The sequence below is a fragment of the Streptomyces atratus genome (assembly GCF_040655115.1).
Classification (GTDB): Bacteria; Actinomycetota; Actinomycetes; order Streptomycetales; family Streptomycetaceae; genus Streptomyces; species Streptomyces atratus_D.
The window spans coordinates 233917-252565 of the sequence record NZ_JBFAJH010000006.1; the positions used below are offsets into that span (position 1 = coordinate 233917).

Below are 18649 nucleotides of genomic sequence, written 5' to 3' on the forward strand. Positions count from 1 at the left end.
CCCGGAGTCGTACCGCCTCCTCAAGCAGCCCCTGTGCCACCGCCCGGCACAGGGGCTGTTTCAGGGCGTGTGCCGGAAGTCCCGCCTGCCCCGCGACGCCCGGCACGCACGCTCGCTGCGTTGTCGGGCTCGCCCACGTACGTCCAGTACGAGGACGGCCCTCCGCCTTGCGACGCACGCACCCCGGCCCCGGGCGTGCGCTGATCCTGCTGCTCACCTCGTACCTGCCCCGGGGTTTCCTGAACCTTGCCGCCGGGCTGCTGGCGCTCGCCCTGTGGCTGGAGGCGCGCTCCCGGCGGCGGGACGGCCGGGAGCCGGACGGGGGGACCGCACCCGCCCCGGATCCGGCGCCTACTCCCGCCTGAGCCGCGCCGAGGTGTACCGGGTCGCCGCGACCGAAGTCGGGTCCTCCGGCCACGGATGCTTCGGATAGCGGCCGCGCAGCTCCGCTCGTACCGCCCGGTATCCGTCCTGCCAGAACGACGCCAGATCGGCGGTCACCGCCGTCGGGCGGCCGGCGGGGGAGAGCAGGTGCACGAGGAGCGGCACCCCGGCCACCTCCGGTGTCTCGGTGAGGCCGAACAGCTCCTGGAGCTTCACCGCGAGCACGGGCTGCGCCCCGCCGTACTCGACCCGGATCCGGGACCCGCTCGGCACCTCGATCCGCTCGGGCGCCAGCTCGTCCAGCCGGGCCGCCTCGCCCGTCGCCCACGGCAGGAGCCGCCGCAACGCCTGCCCGGCGTCGATGCGGGCCAGGTCGGAGCGGCGGCGGGCCCGTGACAACTCGGGCTCCAGCCATTCCTCGGTACGCGACAGCAGTGCACCGTCCGACACATCGGGCCACGGGACCCCCAGCTCCCGGTACAGGAAGGTGAGCCGCTCGCGCAGCTGCTCGGTCTCCCGGGTCCAGCGCAGCAGGCCGAGCCCCTCGCGCCGCAACCCGTCGACGAGCGCTGCCCGCACCAGCGCGGGGTCCGGCTGCTTCAGCGCCCGCACGGACAGTTCGACAGCGCCCAGGCGTTCTACGGAGCGGGCCACCACGTCCTGGCCGTCCCACCGGACCTCCTCGCCCGCGAACCGCAGATGCCCGGCGGCCAGCCGCGCCGTGTCCTCGTCGACGACGGCTGCGAGCCGCACCCGTGCGGACGCCGCGTGCGCCGGGCGGTCCGCGACCGCGACGGCCAGCCAGGGTGCGCTGCGCAGCCGCGATCCCTCCCGCAGCTCCGCGCCCGTCCCCGACGCCATCAGGAACGTTCCTTCGCCGCGGGCCCGTGCCACCCGCTCCGGGAACGCCAGCGCGGCCACCAGGCCGACGGCGGCGTCGTCCCCGCCGGAACCCTCGCGGGCGCCTTCCAGGGACGACGACAGCCGCCGCACCTCCTGCCGCCAGCGCGCCGCGTAGCCGTCGCCGCCCCGCCGGGCGGTACGCAGCGCCACCGCCAGGTCGTCCCCGTACTCCCGCGGCGGCTCCTCGCTCAGCAGCGCCACCACCTCCGCCGCCCGGCGCCCGCCCACCTCGGCCGCACCGTCCAGCAGCGCACGGGCGAGCCGGGGATGCAGGCCGAGCCGCGACATCCGTACGCCCCGGTCGGTCACCCGGCCGACCGCGTCCACCGCGCCGACGGCCGTCAGGACCTCGCGGGCCGCCCCCATCGCACCGGCGGGCGGCGGGTCGAGCAGCGCAAGACCCGACGCGTCCGGATCGCCCCAGCAGGCCGCCTGCAGGGCGAACGCCGCCAGATCGGCCACCTTGATCTCCGGTGACGGGAACCGGGCGAGCCGCCCGTCCTCCGCCTGTTCCCAGCACCGGTACACCGCGCCCGGCGCCTCACGCCCCGCCCGTCCCGCCCGCTGCCTCCCGGTGGCCTGCGAGGCCCGCACGGTCGTCAGCGCGCTCAGTCCGCGGGCATGATCGGTACGCGGCTCCCTGGCCAGGCCCGAGTCGACGACGATCCGCGCCCCCGGCACCGTCAGCGACGACTCCGCGACGGAGGTCGCCAGCACCACCCGGCGCCCCTCGGACGAGCCCGCCAGCACCGCGTCCTGCACCGCCGCCGGTGCCCGCCCGTGCACCTGCAGCACCTCGGCGGGCACCCCCGTCAGCTGTCCCGCCACCCGGCCGATCTCACCGACCCCGGGGAGGAAGCAGAGCACGTCGCCGTCCCGCTCGGCGAGCGCCCGGCGCACCACCGAGGCGACATGCGTCAGCAGCGCCGGGTCGACCCGCATCCCGTGCGGCGGCCCGACCGGCCTCATCGGCGGCGCCCACACCACCTCCACCGGGTGCGACACGCCCTGCGCCTCGACCACCGGCGCATCGCCGAGCAGCCGCGCCCACCCCTCCGCGTCCGTCGTCGCCGACGCGGCGACCAGCCGCAGATCGGGCCGGAGCGACTCCCGTACGTCGTGGAGGAAGGCAGCGACCGTGTCCGCGTCCAGATGCCGTTCATGACACTCGTCGATGATCACCACATCGACTCCGGCGAGCTCCTGGTCGCGCTGGAGCCGTTGCAGGAGCACACCGGTGGTCACCACCTCCACCGCCGTGTCGCGCCCCACCACGCGCTCCCCGCGCACCGTGAACCCCACACGCTCCCCGGTCTGCTCCCCGAGGAGCCACGCCATGCGCCGGGCCGCCGCACGGGCCGCGATCCGGCGCGGTTCGGCGACCACCACGCGGCGCGCGGGGCCGTCGCCGACCAGGCCGGCGAGGACCAGCGGGACCAGCGTCGTCTTGCCGGTGCCGGGCGGTGCGCAGAGCACCGCGACACCCCGGTCGTCGAGTGCCTGCCGGAGCGCGGGCACGGCGGTACGGACGGGCAGCCGGTCGAGGGCGTCGGTACGGATCACGCCCCCAGTGTCGTACGCCGGTCCTCCGGGCCCGCGCTCAGTCCCGCACGCAGACGAAGATCGCCGTGCCCGGGATCAGGTTTCCGCGCAGCGGGGACCAGCCGCCCCACTCCTGGGTGTTCCAGGCGGGCCACTCCGGCTCGACCAGGTCGACCAGGCGGAACCCGCCGGCCACCACGTCCCGCACCCGGTCGCCCACGGTCCGGTGGTGCTCGACGTACACGGCGTTGCCCTGCTCGTCCTGCTCGACGTACGGGGTGCGGTCGAAGTAGGAGGCCGCGACGGACAGCCCCTCGGGTCCGGGCTCGTCCGGGAACGCCCAGCGGATCGGATGCGTCACCGAGAAGACCCAGCGGCCCCCCGGGCGCAGCACCCGGTGCACCTCCCGGAAGACCTGTACGGGGTCGGCGACGAACGGCACCGCGCCATAGGCGGAGCAGGCCAGGTCGAAGGAGCCGTCCCGGAACGGCAGCAGGCAGGCGTCCGCCTCCACCAGCGGGACCTCGTCGCCGATCCGCAGCGCGTGCTGGAGCTGGCGGTGGGAGAGGTCGAGGGCGACGGGGCGGGCGCCCCGCGCGGCCAGCCAGCGCGAGCACTGCGCCGCGCCCGCACCGATCTCCAGGATGTCCAGGCCGCTCAGCGACTCCGCGGGGCCGAGCAGGCCGGCCTCGGCCTCGTCGAGACCCTCCGGGCCCCAGACGAAACGGTCGTCGCCGAGAAAGGCGCCGTGGTCGCTCTGGTACTCGTCGGCGTTCCGGTCCCACCAGCCGCGACTTGCCCGGCTGCTTTCCGCTTCCCCTGCGCTGCGGCGGGTCGCTTCCGGTTCGGTGGTGCAGATCTCTTGGCTCATCGTGTCCGTCGTTGTAGTTTGCCTTCACCCCACCGCGCGCGGTACGTACCTAGGGGTACCTGTGGGTACGGAACCGTAGTCGCGCAACACGGCCGGGACTGATGTGGCCTCGGAGAACATGAATTGTGCCGGGTTTGGGCCCCTGCGTCCCCCGTGTGCGCGTTGGCGCATTGACCCTGCCCGGCTGCCCCCGTATGCTACAAGTTGCGCTGCGAGCCTGCGCGCCTCAGACCTAGCAGGCCGCGCTCGCATCTGTTGCATGTCCCCTCGGTTCACGAGGCGCCTCCTGCTCCGCGGGTCGGGTGCTTCCCAGGCTGTCCGGCTTCTGCAGAGGCGATAGGGGCTCTCGGCGTAGCAGTACCTACGACTCACTGTCCGTACCGGAGCCCTTTCCCACATGACGAGCAGCACCGAGACCACCGCCACCACTCCGCAGGTTGCGGTCAACGACATCGGCGACGCGGACGCGTTCCTCGCGGCGATCGACGAGACGATCAAGTACTTCAACGACGGCGACATCGTTGACGGTGTCATCGTCAAGGTTGACCGGGACGAGGTTCTCCTCGACATCGGTTACAAGACCGAAGGCGTCATCCCGAGCCGCGAGCTCTCGATCAAGCACGACGTCGACCCGAACGAGGTCGTCAAGGTCGGCGACGAGATCGAGGCCCTGGTTCTCCAGAAGGAGGACAAGGAAGGCCGCCTGATCCTCTCGAAGAAGCGCGCTCAGTACGAGCGTGCCTGGGGCACCATCGAGAAGATCAAGGAAGAAGACGGCATCGTCACCGGTACCGTCATCGAGGTCGTCAAGGGTGGTCTCATCCTCGACATCGGCCTCCGCGGCTTCCTCCCGGCGTCGCTCGTCGAGATGCGTCGTGTCCGCGACCTCCAGCCCTACGTGGGCAAGGAGCTCGAGGCCAAGATCATCGAGCTGGACAAGAACCGCAACAACGTGGTCCTGTCCCGCCGTGCCTGGCTCGAGCAGACCCAGAGCGAGGTCCGTCAGACCTTCCTCACGACCCTGCAGAAGGGTCAGGTCCGCTCCGGCGTCGTCTCGTCGATCGTCAACTTCGGTGCCTTCGTGGACCTCGGTGGCGTCGACGGTCTCGTGCACGTCTCCGAGCTGTCCTGGAAGCACATCGACCACCCCTCCGAGGTTGTCGAGGTCGGCCAGGAGGTCACCGTCGAGGTTCTCGACGTCGACATGGACCGCGAGCGTGTCTCGTTGTCGCTCAAGGCGACGCAGGAAGACCCGTGGCAGCAGTTCGCCCGTACGCACCAGATCGGGCAGGTCGTTCCCGGTAAGGTCACGAAGCTCGTTCCGTTCGGTGCGTTCGTGCGCGTCGACGAGGGCATCGAGGGTCTGGTCCACATCTCCGAGCTGGCCGAGCGCCACGTGGAGATCCCGGAGCAGGTCGTCCAGGTCAACGACGAGATCTTCGTCAAGGTCATCGACATCGACCTCGAGCGCCGTCGCATCAGCCTCTCGCTGAAGCAGGCCAACGAGGCGTTCGGCGCCGACGCGGCCTCGGTCGAGTTCGACCCGACCCTGTACGGCATGGCCGCGTCCTACGACGACCAGGGCAACTACATCTACCCCGAGGGCTTCGACCCCGAGACCAACGACTGGCTCGAGGGCTACGAGACCCAGCGCGAGGCGTGGGAGACGCAGTACGCCGAGGCGCAGGAGCGCTTCGAGCAGCACCGCGCCCAGGTCATCAAGTCCCGCGAGGCCGACGAGGCCGCTGCGGCCGAGGGCGCTGCTGCTCCGGCCGGCGGTGCCCCGGCTGCCTCCGGCGGCACCGGTGGCGGCTCGTACTCCTCGGAGTCCGCGGACAACTCCGGCGCCCTGGCGTCGGACGAGGCCCTGGCTGCCCTGCGCGAGAAGCTGGCGGGCGGCCAGAGCTGACGCTCTGACCCTCCGGTCGGTCATCGATCGCAGTAGCTGACAGTGAGGCCCGCTCCCCTCGGGGGAGCGGGCCTCACTCGTGTACGGGGTCCGGTTCTACGGGGTGACCGTGATGTCGGTCAGGCCCTTGGCGCCGGTGACGGTGTTGCTGCCGCCCCCCCGTCGCCTCGAAGTTGCCGGTGTACGCGCCGTCGGCGAGCCGGATCGTGTCACCGGGGACCGCGGCGGCCAGGGCCGTCTTGAGATGGGCGGCGGTGCTCACGTCGATGACCGTGGCGGCGCCGGCGCCGGCGCTCGGTCCGGAGTACCGCAGCCGCTGGTGGGAGACCGACCACCGGATCTACGGCGGCATCACCGAGACGGACATGGACCTCGCGCACATCCGGTACCCGTCGTACGGGCAGCACGGGGAGCGCGGCACCCTCATCGGCTACGACAACTACGGCGCGCAGGCCGACGCGTATGCGGCGCTCACCCCGCGCGATCGGGAGGCGCGCGCCGTCGCGCAGGGTGTGAAGATCCACGGCGTGAAGTACCGTACGCAACTCGCCTCGTCCTTCTCCCGCCACTGGCGCCAGACCCCGCACCTGGAGGCCGCCCGGCACCCCCTGTCCGGCGGTCCCGACGCCCCGGCCTTCGCCCCCCTCAACCAGGCCGCGGGCCGCGTCTGTTTCGCGGGTGGCTACCTCAGCCACACCGGCGCCTGGCAGCACGGAGCGTTCACCTCCGCACGGAAGGCGGTCACCGCGCTGCACGCGCGCGTGCTGGCGTAACCACCCTGTTAAGGGGCACAGGCAGGGAATGCCTGTGCCCCGCCGGGCGTTCTTCTCTGGGAATACGAGGAGGAGCGGTAACCGTGCCTGATCCGCAGAGTTTGTACGAATGGGAGCCGAAGGGCCTGGCCGTCGTCGACATGGCGCTCGCCCAGGAGTCGGCCGGCCTGGTCATGCTCTACCACTTCGAGGGGTACATCGACGCGGGTGAGACCGGCGAGCAGATCGTGGACGGCCTCCTCGAGACGCTGCCGCACCAGATCGTGGCCCGCTTCGACCACGACCGGCTCGTCGACTACCGCGCACGGCGCCCGCTGCTGACCTTCCGGCGCGACCGCTGGACGGCGTACGAGACCCCGACGCTGGACGTCCGGGTGGTCCAGGACGCCACCGGGGCGCCCTTCCTGCTGCTGTCCGGGCCCGAGCCGGACGTGGAGTGGGAGAGGTTCGCCGCCGCCGTCGAGCAGATCGTCGAGCGGCTGGGGGTGCGTCTCGCCGTCAACTTCCACGGCATCCCGATGGGTGTCCCGCACACCCGGCCGGTCGGCATCACGCCGCACGGCAACCGCACGGACCTGATGCCCGGCCACCGCAGTCCCTTCGACGAGGCACAGGTTCCCGGCTCCGCCGAGGCACTGGTCGAGTACCGGCTGATGGAGGCCGGGCACGACGTCCTCGGTGTGGCCGCCCATGTGCCGCACTACGTCGCCCGCTCGGCGTACCCGGACGCCGCGCTCACCGCGCTGGAGGCGATCACGGCCGCGACCGGCCTCGTCCTGCCGGGCATCGCGCACTCCCTGCGTACGGAGGCCCACCGCACGCAGACGGAGATCGACCGCCAGATCGACCAGGGCGACGAGGAGCTCGTCTCGCTCGTCGAGGGGCTCGAGCACCAGTACGACGCGCTCGCGGGCTCCGAGACACGCGGCAACCTGGTCGCGGAACCGGTCGACCTGCCGTCCGCCGACGAGATCGGCCTCGAATTCGAACGGTTCCTCGCCGAGCGGGAGGGCGACGGCTGAGCGTCGGTGCGTACGGCGTGACCGGGCCATGACCTGCCCCGGAGGCCGGACTAGGCTGCCGACCATGCTGAAAGTGGGCCTGACCGGCGGGATCGGCGCCGGCAAGAGCGAAGTGTCACGACTGCTCGTCTCGTACGGAGCGGTCCTGATCGACGCCGACCGGATCGCGCGCGAGGTCGTCGAGCCCGGGACCCCCGGACTCGCGGCCGTCGTCGAGGCCTTCGGCGACGGCGTCCTCACCGCCGACGGCACCCTGGACCGGCCGAAGCTCGGCGCCATCGTCTTCTCCGACGCCGACCGGCTCGCCACGCTCAACGCGATCGTCCACCCGCTGGTCCGCGCCCGCTCCGCCGAACTGGAGCGGGCGGCGGGCCCCGACTCCGTCGTCGTCCACGACGTCCCCCTCCTCACCGAGAACGGACTCGCCCCGCTCTACGACCTGGTCGTCGTCGTGGACGCCGCCCCCGGGACCCAGCTCGACCGGCTCGTACGGCTGCGCGGCATGACGGAGTCCGAGGCCCGCGCCCGGATGGCCGCGCAGGCCACCCGCGAGCAGCGACGGGCCGTCGCCGATCTGATCGTCGACAACGACGGACCGCTGGAGGCGCTGGAGCCACAGGTGCGCAAGGTCTGGGAGGAACTGACGCAGCGGGCCGCCGCCGCGTCCGGACGGGACTGACACGGCGGGCCGCTGCGGGCCGGTCCACCGACCGGAATACCGGCACCCGGCCGGACGTTGGAAACGCGTCGACGAAGGGAAGGATGCGACCGTGCCCGAGAGGACCCCGGAAACCCATGTCATCGACTTCCGCGCGGCCGAACGCCTGCTGGCCGCGCGCGATCCGCGGGGCGCGGTCAAGCTGCTGGACTCGGTGATCGCGGCCCATCCGGAGAACACGGCCGCCCGGCTGCTGCGCGCCCGCGCCTTCTTTGCCGCCGCCCAACTGCGCCCGGCCGAGCTCGAATTCGAACTCGTCCTGGAGCGCGAACCGGACAACGCGTTCGCGCACTTCGCGCTGGCCCGCACCTTCCAGCGCTCCGGCCGCTCCGAGCAGGCCGTGCGTCACTTCCGGCTGGCCGCCGCACTCGACCCGAACCCGGAGTACCTGCGGGCGGCCCGCTTCGACACGGACCGCTGACGCCGCGGTCCCGTCCATGGGGATCACGGCTCTCGGCAAGGGCCCTCGGCAGCTGCGATCAGGCCCCGGCCGCCAAATGTGTCCCGCGTGGGCTCGGGCCGTGCGGCATCGACGTCTGTCCCCACTGGCCTGTTCGTGATGACGGACCTCTGCGCCGGTGCCCGGAAGGTCAGTGCCCGTACCGGCCGCGTCCGCCGTGGTCCGGTTCGTACGGGGGGATGTTGCGGCCCGGCTGGTAGTGCGGGCCCTGATGGATGTGGTGGACGATCACCACCAGATCCACCAGCGTCAGCAGAAGCAGCAGACCGCAGGCCGCGGCCCAACCCGGGCGGTCGACCAGGCTGAAGGCCGTCAGGCCGAAGAGTGCCCAGGCCATGCCCCATAGACTCAGGCACAGCCGCAGGCGCAGCGGGCTACGCGCGGTCATCGGTTCATTACCGGTACGCATGTCGATCGCCTCTCCTTCCAGGATGGACCCGCGACGGCGGTTTCGAGCAACGACGACGACAGAATGTGGGGACCGTCCGTGAACGGCACACCACGGGGGAACAGCGCCGCCCGCCGGGCCCGGGTCCGCGGGTCGCTGCTCGGCGGTGCGATCGGGGACGCACTGGGAAACCCGGTGGAATTCCTGTCGCTCTCCGGTATCCGCCGGGCATACGGGGAGCGGGGCGTCCGGGGACTCGTCGCGGACGGGGACGGAGTCGTCGGCCGGGTCACCGACGACACACAGATGACCCTGTTCACCGCGGAAGGGCTGATCAGGGCGCACTCCCGGGCCATGTCGAAGGGGATCGGCGGCGCCGAGACCGCCATCGTCCGCAACGCCTATCTGCGCTGGCTCGACACCCAGAATCACCCGGCACCGCCGGCCCGCGGCGGGGACGACCTCGTACGGACCGGGTGGCTGCGGCAGCAGCGCTTCCTGTACGCCCGCCGGGCCCCCGGCAACGCCTGCCTGACCGGACTCGGGGCCGGCCACATCCCCGACCCGACGGGACCGATCGGCCTGCCGGGTCCGGTCAACACCGGGTCCAAGGGGTGCGGCACGGTGATGAGGTCCGCACCCTTCGGCCTGATCGGCGAGGGAGCGGCGACCGGCTTCGCGCTCGCTGCCCGCTGTGCCCGGATCACCCATGGGCATCCGACCGGCGCGTTCGCCGCCGGGGCCTTCGCCGCGATCATCGCCCATCTGCTGGAGGGCGACTCGATGGCGGGGGCCGTGCTGCGCGCCATGGAGCTGCTGGCCCGCCATCCGGGGCACGAGGAGACGACGGCGGTGCTGCGCGCGGCCGTCGACCTGGCCGCGCACGGGGCACCGACCGCCGAGAAGGTGGAGTCGCTGGGGGCGGGCTGGGTGGCCGAGGAGGCCCTCGCCATCGCCGTGTACTGCGCCCTGGTGCTGCCCGGCGCCGACGAGGTGGCGGAGTCGCTGTTGCTCTCGGTCAACCACTCGGGCGACAGCGACTCCACCGGCTCGGTCTGCGGCAATCTGCTCGGCGCCCACCACGGTGACGTGCAACTCCCTGCGTCCTGGCTCGTCCTGACGGAGGGACGGGCCGTGATCGCCGAGCTGGCCGATGATCTGTGCCTCGAGTTCGAGCAGGCGGTGGCGTGGCCGCAGGAACGCTACCCGGTGTGCTGACGGACGCCGGACGGTGAGAGGAGACCGGAGCGGGAGGGTGCCCGGGTGCCGGGAACCGCGCCCAACCCCCGTTCGTTCGGCTGCATATGAGCGGACGACTGGTGCGTGAGGGATATTCAGGGACGGGACCCGGCTCGATCACTCCGGACGGTTGCGCGGTCGAGCTGTACAGACGGCTGTCCGTCGGCAGTGAACCGGATGTGATCGCTGCGGCGGTGCCCGCCGGCGCAGGCATTCTCGAACTCGGCTGCGGGGCGGGCCGCGTGACCCATGCGCTGGTCGAGCGCGGCTTCGATGTCACGGCCGTGGACGAGTCGCCGGAGATGCTGGAACACGTACGGGGCGCGCGTACGGTGCAGAGCTCCATCGAGTCCCTCGACCTCGGTGACGAGACCTTCGACGTGGTGATGCTGGCGTCGTACCTGGTGCACACGAGCGAACACCGGGTACGCGACGCAATGCTGCGCGCCTGCCGGCGGCACGTCAGGGAGGGAGGCGTCGTACTGCTGCAGCGTGAGGGCGTCGACTACCGCACCGATCTGCCGCGGGAGCGTGTCGATCCGTCCGGCGGCATCGTGCGGATCGTCTCGGCGGACCCCGTCGGCGACGAGGTGAACGCGGTGCGCGCGGAGTACGTCTTCGACGATGCGCGATGGACCCAGACCTTCCTGTCGCGGCAGCTGACGAAGGAGCAGTTCGAGGGACACCTGGAGGCGGCGGGACTGACCGTCGACCGGTATCTCACGGCTGACGGTGTGTGGGTGCGGGCGCTGCCCACCTAAGGGCTGCCCCGTCATCCCCGGCGGGCGCACGACGACAGCTGCGGCACCTCGCCGCGTTGCCGGAACGTCCGAATACATCCAGTGGACGGACGTCCCTCCGCCTTGCGACGCACCGCATCCGAGGCCGCGCGCCGATCCACCCGGGATGACGGGACAGCCCTTGGGCGCGGAGGTGCGATGAGTTCCGGACGGCGGTGGGGTCTACCCCTGCGTACGCACTCTCACGCGACGCTTCTTCGAGGAGACCCCGATGTCCGAGACCACGACGGCGACGACCACGACGACCGCCGACGCCACGACCGAGAAGACGGCACGCAGCCGCGGTGCGGTCGCGCTGACCGTCGCACGGGTCGTACTCGCCCTGTTCTTCGCCTTCAGCGCGTCCGCCAAGCTGATCGCCCATGAAACCGCGATCGAGTCCTTCGACCGCATGGGGTGGAGCCATGGCGCGATGTACCTCATCGGCGCCCTGGAGATGGCAGGCGCCATCGCCCTGCTGGTACCCCTGCTGTCCGGCGTCGCGGCGATGGCCTTCGCCGGACTGCTGGCCGGCGCCTCCATCGTCCAACTGACGCTGCTCGACCCGGTGAACGCGATCATGCCCGCACTGCTCATCGGGCTGGTCGTCCTGATCGCCCGGGAGCAGCGGGACAGAACGGCACAGCTGGTCGCGCTCGTCCGCCGGCGCGCGTAGGGCGAGCGGGCCTCCGTACGTCCACTGCCGCAGCCCGGCACCGAACAGCGTCCCGCGGACGCCCCTCGGTGCCGGGCTGCGGCGGCTCGCCGCCACCGCGGTCAGTGGACCGTGCTGAAGCTGCGCCAGGGGAGGGAGGCCGCTGCGTTCACATCGGTGAACGTGGTGGCGAGATACGCCGTCCCCGGGCCCGTGCAGTCCCGTGTCCGGTACAGGATGATGTCGATCAGGGTCCCGTTCTGCACTGCTTTGGCGCCCGGAACGAGCCGGTGGCAGCCCTTTACCGACGGGCTGTTCAAACTGATCACGGCATCCCGCTCGGTGACGTAGGTGACCGGCCCGACCGCGGTGCGACCGAGGCCGGAACAGCCGGCGACGGTGAGGCTCAGGAGCGCGGTCCCGGCTGCGATGCCGAGACGGCGGCGTCGTTGATCGATCACGGGCATGGGCGGGTCCTCGTCTGTCTCGTCCGGCTCGTCCGTACATCAGGTGCTGACGATGGTCACCCTGCCCTCTCCCGGCCGCCCCGGCATCCGGTGCGGGGCCTGCCGGGTGATCATCCCGTGGGTCAGGGTTCGCCCGGTGTACTTAATGGGCATAACGTGGTAATAGCGGCGTGAATCAGGTATTTCCGGCTTTCAGGGGGCCGTCATGGTCGAAGAACTGGTGGTCGCGATAGCGGCGACGGCGTCCGTGGGTGTGGTCTACGCGATGGCCGCTGCGCGGGTCGTGAAGCAGTACGAACGGGGCGTCGTGCTGCGGCTCGGCAGGCTGCGCAACGATGTGCGCGGCCCCGGATTCACCATGATCCTTCCCGGCATCGAGCGGCTGCGGAAGGTCAATATGCAGATCGTGACGATGCCCGTGCCGGCGCAGGACGGCATCACGAGGGACAACGTGACGGTGCGGGTGGATGCGGTCATCTACTTCAAGGTGGTCGATGCGGCGAGCGCGGTCGTGGAGGTCGAGGACTACCGGTTCGCGGTGTCGCAGATGGCGCAGACATCCCTGCGGTCGATCATCGGCAAGAGTGACCTCGACGACCTTCTGTCGAACCGGGAGAAGCTGAACCAGGGACTGGAGCTCATGATCGACAGCCCCGCGGTGGGCTGGGGCGTCCAGATCGACCGGGTGGAGATCAAGGACGTATCGCTGCCGGAGACGATGAAGCGGTCCATGGCGCGCCAGGCCGAGGCCGACCGCGAGCGGCGCGCGCGGGTCATCAACGCGGACGCGGAGCTGCAGGCATCGAAGAAGCTGGCGGAAGCGGCCGCCGAGATGTCCACCCAGCCGGCCGCGCTGCAGCTGCGACTGCTGCAGACCGTGGTCGCGGTCGCGGCGGAGAAGAACTCGACACTGGTGCTGCCGTTCCCGGTGGAGCTGCTCCGCTTCCTGGAGCGGGCGCAGCAGCCCGGACAGACGCAGCAGCAACAACCGCAGCAGCAACCGCAGCAGCAACCGCAGCCGGAGGCTCAACCGCAACAGATGCCGCCCGTGGTGCCTGCGGCCGCGCCTCCGCCTCCGCCGCCTGTACCAGCCGCCGCTCCGCCGGTGTCCGGGCCCGCGCGGGTCACTGGCACGAAGCCACTCGCCAGGCACTGACCTGCGCGAATGCCGGTCGAGGACCGGCTGTCAGACCCCCCGCCTAGACTCGTGGAGTCAGCGAGATCAGGACGATCGAGCGCGGGACGGGAGCGATGACCTCGGCAGGACGTGTGCACCAGGACGCGCAGGACGCGGCCACGGCCCGCTTCCTGCGTTGCGCTGCCGTCTTCCTGCCCGCGTCGCTGCCGAGGGACGGCCGAGTCGCTTTCTGGGACCCGGACGACGGCCCGCTTCCGGCGCCCTCGGCCGGGTCGGCCGAGGGCGCCGAGATCACTGTCGTGCGACGTCACGGGCAGCGGGGTGATGTCCGTGTTCGTGCCGTGCCCGCCGTCCTGCTGCCCGTCGCCGACGCACTGCCCCTGCTGGTCCGCGTGCGGCACCGGCAGTCCGCTCATCCGGCCGCCCGCTGCTGGGGAACGGCCGCACTCCATGCGCTCAACCTGGTGGCGCGCGGCCGGCTGGTCCCCGGTCTGACGGCCGGGGACCACGACGCCTGGCGGGCCGGTCCGCGCGACGCGGAGGACATCGCCCATCTGCGCGCGATCGCCGCGGCCATGCCACCCGAGGCGCATGCCGTCCCGCTCCCGGACCGCACACCGCTTCGGGTCCCGGACCCCGAGTCGCTGGTCGGCGCGTTCCTCGACGCCGTCGCCGACACCCTGCCCCGGACACCTGCGGCGGCCTATGCGATGGGGGCGCCCTTCGCGGCCCGCGAGGCCCAGCATCTGCCCCGCGCCCGTGACTGGGCCGCCGAGGTCGCTGCCGGTCTGGACGCGGGCGTACGGGTGTCGCTCCGCCTCGACCTGTCGGCGTACGAACTCTTCGACACCGCCGACACGTACGGCGGCCCGGACGCCGACGACACCACCGAAGACTCCGCGGCCAACGCCGCGGACGTGCACCGCGGCGGCGCCGCGCGGCACGCCGCCGCGGCGATCACGCAGGTGCACAGCCTGGCCGACCCGACGTACGTCATCGACGCCGCCGCACTGTGGAACGGCGGCGGCGGAGAACCCTTCGGGCCGCGGGCCAGGATCGACGCCGTGCTCGCGCTGCGCCGAGCCGCCCGCGTCTGGGCACCGCTTGACCGGCTGCTGGACCAGCCGGTCCCTGACGTGCTCGCCCTCACCGAAGGCGAGCTGTACGAGCTGCTGAGCGACGCCGGGGCGCGGCTGGCTGCGGCAGGCGTGAGCGTCCACTGGCCGCGTGAACTCGTCCGCTCCCTCACTGCCACCGCCGTCGTACGGCCCGCGCCCGGCTCGGCCACCGACGGCACCTCGTTCTTCGACGCCGAGCAGCTCTTCTCCTTCAACTGGCAGCTGTCGCTGGGCGCCGAGCAGCTCACCGAGCGGGAGATGGACATCCTCGCGGAGGCCCACCGCCCGGTGGTGCGTCTGCGGGACCAGTGGGTCGTCGTCGACCCCGCGCTCGTACGCAGGGCGCGCAAGCGTGAGCTGGGCCTGCTCGACCCGGTGGACGCCCTCGCCGTCGTGCTGACCGGCAGCGCGGAGGTGGACGGCGAACAGGTCGAGGCGGTGCCCGCCGGTGCCCTCGCCGAACTCCGCACCCGGATCCTCGCCGACGACACGACCATCGAGCCGCCGCCCGGACTGGACGCCACGCTCCGTGACTACCAACTGCGCGGCCTGGCCTGGCTCGACCGGATGACATCGCTCGGACTCGGCGGCTGCCTCGCCGACGACATGGGACTCGGCAAGACCATCACCGTGATCGCCCTGCATCTGCACCGCGCGCACCCCGCACCCACCCTGGTGATCTGCCCCGCCTCCCTCCTGGGCAACTGGCACCGGGAGATCAACCGCTTCGCCCCAGGGGTTCCCGTCCGCCGCTTCCACGGCACCGACCGCACGCTCGACGACCCCGACGACGGATTCGTCCTCACCACGTACGGAACGATGCGGTCCAGCGCCGCCGAACTCGCCCAGCACAGCTGGGGACTTGTCGTCGCCGACGAGGCGCAGCACGTGAAGAATCCGCACTCGTCCACCGCGAAGGCGCTGCGCACCGTCCCGGCCCCGGCCAGGATCGCTCTCACCGGCACCCCGGTGGAGAACAACCTCTCCGAGCTCTGGGCCCTGCTCGACTGGACCACCCCCGGGCTGCTCGGCCCTCTCCAGGCGTTCCGTGCCCGGCACGCCCGGATCGTCGAGAACACCGGCACCGCGGCAGGACTCGGGAACGAGGAGGCGATCGAGCGTCTCTCCCGGCTGGTCAGGCCGTTCCTGCTGCGCCGCAAGAAGTCCGATCCGGGCATCGCCCCGGAGCTGCCGCCCAAGACGGAGACCGACCACCCCGTCTTCCTCACCCGCGAACAGGCCACGCTGTACGAGGCGGCGGTACGCGAGACGATGACGTTCATCGAGGCCTCGGAAGGCATTGCCCGCCGCGGTCTGATCATGAAGCTGCTGGCCTCGCTCAAGCAGATCTGCAACCACCCCGCGCAGTACCTGAAGGAGGAGCCGACCCGCCTCATCGGCCGCTCCGGCAAGCTCGCCCTGCTCGACGAACTCCTCGACACGATCCTCGCCGAGGACGGCTCCGTGCTGATCTTCACCCAGTACGTGACGATGGCCCGGATCCTCTCCGCCCACCTCGCCTCGCGCGCCGTCCCGTCCCAGCTCCTGCACGGCGGTACGCCGGTGGCCGAACGGGAACGGATGGTGGACCGCTTCCAGTCCGGCGAGGTACCCGTCTTCCTGCTCTCCCTCAAGGCGGCGGGCACCGGACTGAACCTCACCCGCGCCGCCCACGTCATCCACTACGACCGCTGGTGGAACCCGGCGGTCGAGGAGCAGGCCACCGACCGCGCGTACCGCATCGGCCAGACCCAGCCCGTCCAGGTGCACCGGCTGATCGCGGAAGGCACCGTCGAGGACCGGATCGGCGAGATGCTGGCGGCCAAGCAGGCCCTGGCCGACGCGGTGCTCGGCACCGGAGAGACCGCGCTGACCGAACTCAGCGACCGTGACCTCGCCGACCTCGTCTCGCTCCGGAGGCCGTCATGAGCCCCCGCTCCCAGCCCGTGTCGTACGTCCGCGCCCGCCCCGGCCCCGACGACCTGCGGCGCACCTTCGACGCCGTGCCGCCCCGCACGTCCGACGGCGGCGAACCGTTCGCGGACAGCTGGTGGGGCCGGTCCTGGGTGGCGGCGCTGGAATCCCTGTCGATGGACGAGGGACGCCTCGCCCGCGGCCGAACGTACGCCGACAGTGGCCATGTCGCCGCGATCACCGTGACTCCCGGCCGCGTCGTCGCCTATGTCCAGGGCAGCCGCCCCCGCCCGTACCGGACCGAACTGCGGCTGCGGACCCTCACCGACACCGGATGGGACACCTTCCTCGACGCCGCCGCCGAACGGCCCGGCCATCTCTCCGCGCTGCTCGCCAAGGAGATGCCGCACGGCCTGGTCGACACGGCGGCCGAGACCGGCATCGGACTGCTGCCCGCCGCGAACGACCTCGACCCGAGCTGCTCCTGCCCCGACCACGGCTGGCCGTGCAAGCACGTCGCCGCCCTCTGCTACCAGATGGCCCGCCTGCTCGACACCGACCCGTTCGTCCTGCTGCTGCTGCGCGGCCGGGGCGAGCGCGAACTCGTCGAGGAGCTGGGCCGGCGCAACGCCGCGCACTCCGCCCGGGAACGGCCCACGGCCGCCGCCACCCCCTCCGTGGCGGCCCGCGAAGCGTTCGCCGACCGATACCTGCCGCCGCTGCCCTCCCCGCTCCCGGAACCCGCGCATCCCGGTCAGCCGCCCGCGTACCCCGAACTGCCCGGCACCCGCGACCCGCTCGCCCTCGACCACCTCGCCACCGACGCGGCGGCCCGCGCACTCACGCTCCTGACCACCGGACACGATCCGCTCGCCGGGCTCACACCTTGGCAGGACGCCGTCCGGCTGGCCGCCGCCCGTCCCACCGCCGGGCTCACCGCCACCACCCGCGCCCTCTACCGCGAGCTCGCCTACGCCACCGGCCGCACCACCACCGACCTGGCCCGCGCCGTGGCCGCCTGGCGCCAGGGCGGCGCCGAAGGGCTGGACGTCCTGGAGACTCCCTGGGACCCCCCGGCCGGTCCCTTCGACCGGGCCCGCCCCGCCCTCGCCGCCGGCGACTTCCCCCGATTCCAGCCCTGGCGCAACCACCTCACCCACCCCGAGGGCACGCTCCAGCTCCGCTTCGGCCACGACGGCCGCTGGTACGGCTACGAATCGGACCGGGACAAGGACGACTGGTGGCCCCGCGCGATGCCGGACACCGACCCGGTGGGGGCACTCATGGCTCTGCTCGGCCGCTGACACCGGCTCCGGCCGGCCTTCCCGGCCGTCCGTCGGCTCCGCAGGTGGCCGAGGACAGCGATCAGCAGCACAACGGCGACCGGCGGAACGATCAGCCGCGCCTTCCGGAACGACCCGTCTCCTGATGGGTCGGCCCGCGGCCGGCGCCGTGCGCCGCCACCCGGTGCTCTCAGGCCAACTCGATGATCTTCTTCATGGTCAGCGGCGACGGCGACCAGTCGCCATGTGTGCAGACAAGAGAGTCGCGGTACGGGTCGTACCGGAAGTCCCGCCCCCCAACGACGGTGAAGACCTGATCGTTTGCATGCCCGGAGTCGTCGCGGCGGCCGTTCGGCCGGCGCTGTTCCCGGGGGACGCGGCGGGAGTCCCACGGTCCGGCCTGCTGGAACAGCCGGCCCCGCGCGCGCAGGGCCCGTACGGCGACGGAGGCAGGGCGGCTGACCGGGCGTGCGGCCCAGGACAGGCGATGTCGTCAGAAATCGGCGGTCGTACGCTCCTCCAGGCGGCCCACCGAGTCCTGCGCGTACGCCTTCTCGTACGCGTCGCGGATTCGCTCGATCTGCGCATCGCGCACGCGTGACTCGGTCGCCGGGTAGAGCAGGATCAGCTCGTAACTGCGCTCCCGCTCGATCACCCCGTGGGAGTTGCGCCACTGGCCCCGGCCGTCCTGGATGGTCAGGCCGTTCGGGAAGCGCGGGGTGACCTCCTTGTCGACGAACGCGAGGAACTGCCGGTCGGTCACAGCGGGTCCGCCGTCCGGGCGTTCCGTACCGAAGAGCAGCCGAGTCTCGATGTAGGCCTTGCCACGGGCGAGGGCGGCCGACGCGGCAGGCTGCGAGACGGCGGGCGTGTCGCTGCCGAGGGTGGCGTACGCGACAGGTACGCCGGTGGCCAGTACGGCAAGGGCAGTGGCGGCCACCGTGAGTGCGGTGTGCCGCCCAGGGCCGTGCGGGCTGTCGTTGCCGCCGGTGGTCGGGCTCGGGCGGCTGAGGCGGCCGGTCAAGTGGGGGAGGAGCGACAAGGGGTGGCCTTCGTCGGGAGGAGGGGGCGGGCGCGGACCGCGCG

Annotated in this window: 15 protein-coding genes and 3 pseudogenes; 12 read left to right on the top strand and 6 right to left on the bottom strand. The window is 72.1% G+C overall.

Going from position 1 to position 18649, the window contains the following annotated elements; all coding sequences use genetic code 11:
* Positions 1-194: 194 nt before the first annotated feature.
* Positions 195-365 (top strand): annotated as a pseudogene (locus AB0I23_RS10640) (DUF3068 domain-containing protein); the annotation flags it as partial.
* Here AB0I23_RS10640 and hrpB read toward each other — a convergent pair.
* Together hrpB and AB0I23_RS10650 are read right to left on the bottom strand one after the other, a co-directional pair.
* Positions 352-2850, bottom strand: a complete 2499-nt coding sequence (hrpB, locus tag AB0I23_RS10645; RefSeq protein ID WP_359108767.1) for an ATP-dependent helicase HrpB — start codon at positions 2848-2850, stop codon at positions 352-354. The pseudogene AB0I23_RS10640 and the gene hrpB sit on opposite strands and share 14 nt — an antisense overlap.
* Before the next feature lie 37 nt (positions 2851-2887).
* Entirely contained in the window at positions 2888-3700 is an 813-nt protein-coding gene (locus tag AB0I23_RS10650) for a class I SAM-dependent methyltransferase (protein ID WP_359108769.1), read from the bottom strand.
* Positions 3701-4097: 397 nt separating this feature from the next.
* Here AB0I23_RS10650 and rpsA point away from each other — a divergent pair, with 397 nt between their 5' ends.
* Positions 4098-5609 carry a 30S ribosomal protein S1 gene (gene rpsA / locus AB0I23_RS10655; RefSeq protein WP_359108771.1) on the top strand — a complete coding sequence of 504 codons (1512 nt, stop codon included), beginning with the start codon at positions 4098-4100 and terminating at the stop codon, positions 5607-5609.
* 160 nt (positions 5610-5769) lie between these two features.
* Here the strand turns inward: rpsA and AB0I23_RS10660 are convergent.
* Positions 5770-5949: pseudogene (locus AB0I23_RS10660) on the bottom strand (hypothetical protein); the annotation flags it as partial.
* Between AB0I23_RS10660 and AB0I23_RS10665 the strand changes: the two are divergent.
* The 4 genes and pseudogenes from AB0I23_RS10665 to AB0I23_RS10680 form a co-directional block, all read left to right on the top strand.
* Positions 5903-6382 (top strand): annotated as a pseudogene (locus AB0I23_RS10665) (flavin monoamine oxidase family protein); the annotation flags it as partial. The pseudogenes AB0I23_RS10660 and AB0I23_RS10665 overlap by 47 nt on opposite strands.
* A gap of 83 nt (positions 6383-6465) precedes the next feature.
* The gene (locus tag AB0I23_RS10670) at positions 6466-7404 is read left to right on the top strand and encodes a PAC2 family protein (RefSeq protein ID WP_359108773.1); all 939 of its coding nucleotides are present in this window, start codon (positions 6466-6468) and stop codon (positions 7402-7404) included.
* A 64-nt stretch (positions 7405-7468) separates the two neighbouring features.
* Complete coding sequence (gene coaE / locus AB0I23_RS10675) at positions 7469-8083, top strand: dephospho-CoA kinase (protein ID WP_359108775.1); 615 nt, start codon at positions 7469-7471, stop codon at positions 8081-8083.
* A 91-nt stretch (positions 8084-8174) separates the two neighbouring features.
* Positions 8175-8543: a tetratricopeptide repeat protein gene (locus tag AB0I23_RS10680; protein ID WP_359108776.1), complete on the top strand. Its 369-nt coding sequence runs from the start codon at positions 8175-8177 to the stop codon at positions 8541-8543.
* A 169-nt stretch (positions 8544-8712) separates the two neighbouring features.
* Here the strand turns inward: AB0I23_RS10680 and AB0I23_RS10685 are convergent, their stop codons facing one another.
* Entirely contained in the window at positions 8713-8991 is a 279-nt protein-coding gene (locus AB0I23_RS10685; protein WP_037691836.1) for a DUF6343 family protein, read from the bottom strand.
* Positions 8992-9054: 63 nt separating this feature from the next.
* Here AB0I23_RS10685 and AB0I23_RS10690 point away from each other — a divergent pair, with 63 nt between their 5' ends.
* The 3 genes from AB0I23_RS10690 to AB0I23_RS10700 all read left to right on the top strand — a co-directional run bounded on the left by AB0I23_RS10690 (position 9055) and on the right by AB0I23_RS10700 (position 11664).
* Complete coding sequence (locus AB0I23_RS10690; protein WP_436846911.1) at positions 9055-10188, top strand: ADP-ribosylglycohydrolase family protein; 1134 nt, start codon at positions 9055-9057, stop codon at positions 10186-10188.
* Between the two features lie 86 nt (positions 10189-10274).
* Entirely contained in the window at positions 10275-10970 is a 696-nt protein-coding gene (locus AB0I23_RS10695) for a class I SAM-dependent methyltransferase (RefSeq protein ID WP_359108781.1), read from the top strand.
* 250 nt (positions 10971-11220) lie between these two features.
* Positions 11221-11664 (top strand): DoxX family protein, encoded by a 444-nt coding sequence (locus AB0I23_RS10700; protein ID WP_359108783.1) that lies wholly within the window; start codon positions 11221-11223, stop codon positions 11662-11664.
* Positions 11665-11765: 101 nt separating this feature from the next.
* Here the strand turns inward: AB0I23_RS10700 and AB0I23_RS10705 are convergent, their stop codons facing one another.
* Positions 11766-12110, bottom strand: coding sequence for a hypothetical protein (locus AB0I23_RS10705; RefSeq protein ID WP_359108785.1), 345 nt, complete (start codon positions 12108-12110; stop codon positions 11766-11768).
* Between the two features lie 205 nt (positions 12111-12315).
* On the opposite strand from AB0I23_RS10705, the gene AB0I23_RS10710 reads away from it, so the two are divergent.
* From AB0I23_RS10710 to AB0I23_RS10720, 3 genes are all read left to right on the top strand, one after another.
* Positions 12316-13266 carry a slipin family protein gene (locus AB0I23_RS10710; RefSeq protein WP_359108786.1) on the top strand — a complete coding sequence of 317 codons (951 nt, stop codon included), beginning with the start codon at positions 12316-12318 and terminating at the stop codon, positions 13264-13266.
* Between the two features lie 95 nt (positions 13267-13361).
* The gene (locus AB0I23_RS10715) at positions 13362-16295 is read left to right on the top strand and encodes a DEAD/DEAH box helicase (RefSeq protein WP_359108788.1); all 2934 of its coding nucleotides are present in this window, start codon (positions 13362-13364) and stop codon (positions 16293-16295) included.
* On the top strand, positions 16292-17584 hold the full coding sequence (locus AB0I23_RS10720; protein ID WP_359108790.1) for an SWIM zinc finger family protein: 1293 nt from the start codon (positions 16292-16294) through the stop codon (positions 17582-17584). Before AB0I23_RS10715 ends, AB0I23_RS10720 begins: the two co-directional genes overlap by 4 nt.
* Before the next feature lie 472 nt (positions 17585-18056).
* Here AB0I23_RS10720 and AB0I23_RS10725 read toward each other — a convergent pair whose 3' ends face one another.
* Positions 18057-18587: a DUF3574 domain-containing protein gene (locus AB0I23_RS10725; RefSeq protein ID WP_436846912.1), complete on the bottom strand. Its 531-nt coding sequence runs from the start codon at positions 18585-18587 to the stop codon at positions 18057-18059.
* Positions 18588-18649 lie beyond the last annotated feature (62 nt).

What these genes read in the sequence shown, in the direction of transcription:
- AB0I23_RS10650 (WP_359108769.1), bottom strand. Translation starts at nt 3,700, where the DNA reads ATGAGCCAAGAGATCTGCACCACCGAACCGGAAGCGACCCGCCGCAGC.
- rpsA (WP_359108771.1), top strand. Translation starts at nt 4,098, where the DNA reads ATGACGAGCAGCACCGAGACCACCGCCACCACTCCGCAGGTTGCGGTC.
- coaE (WP_359108775.1), top strand. Translation starts at nt 7,469, where the DNA reads ATGCTGAAAGTGGGCCTGACCGGCGGGATCGGCGCCGGCAAGAGCGAA.
- AB0I23_RS10685 (WP_037691836.1), bottom strand. Translation starts at nt 8,991, where the DNA reads ATGCGTACCGGTAATGAACCGATGACCGCGCGTAGCCCGCTGCGCCTG.
- AB0I23_RS10690 (WP_436846911.1), top strand. Translation starts at nt 9,055, where the DNA reads ATGTGGGGACCGTCCGTGAACGGCACACCACGGGGGAACAGCGCCGCC.
- AB0I23_RS10695 (WP_359108781.1), top strand. Translation starts at nt 10,275, where the DNA reads ATGAGCGGACGACTGGTGCGTGAGGGATATTCAGGGACGGGACCCGGC.
- AB0I23_RS10700 (WP_359108783.1), top strand. Translation starts at nt 11,221, where the DNA reads ATGTCCGAGACCACGACGGCGACGACCACGACGACCGCCGACGCCACG.
- AB0I23_RS10705 (WP_359108785.1), bottom strand. Translation starts at nt 12,110, where the DNA reads ATGCCCGTGATCGATCAACGACGCCGCCGTCTCGGCATCGCAGCCGGG.
- AB0I23_RS10710 (WP_359108786.1), top strand. Translation starts at nt 12,316, where the DNA reads ATGGTCGAAGAACTGGTGGTCGCGATAGCGGCGACGGCGTCCGTGGGT.
- AB0I23_RS10715 (WP_359108788.1), top strand. Translation starts at nt 13,362, where the DNA reads ATGACCTCGGCAGGACGTGTGCACCAGGACGCGCAGGACGCGGCCACG.
- AB0I23_RS10720 (WP_359108790.1), top strand. Translation starts at nt 16,292, where the DNA reads ATGAGCCCCCGCTCCCAGCCCGTGTCGTACGTCCGCGCCCGCCCCGGC.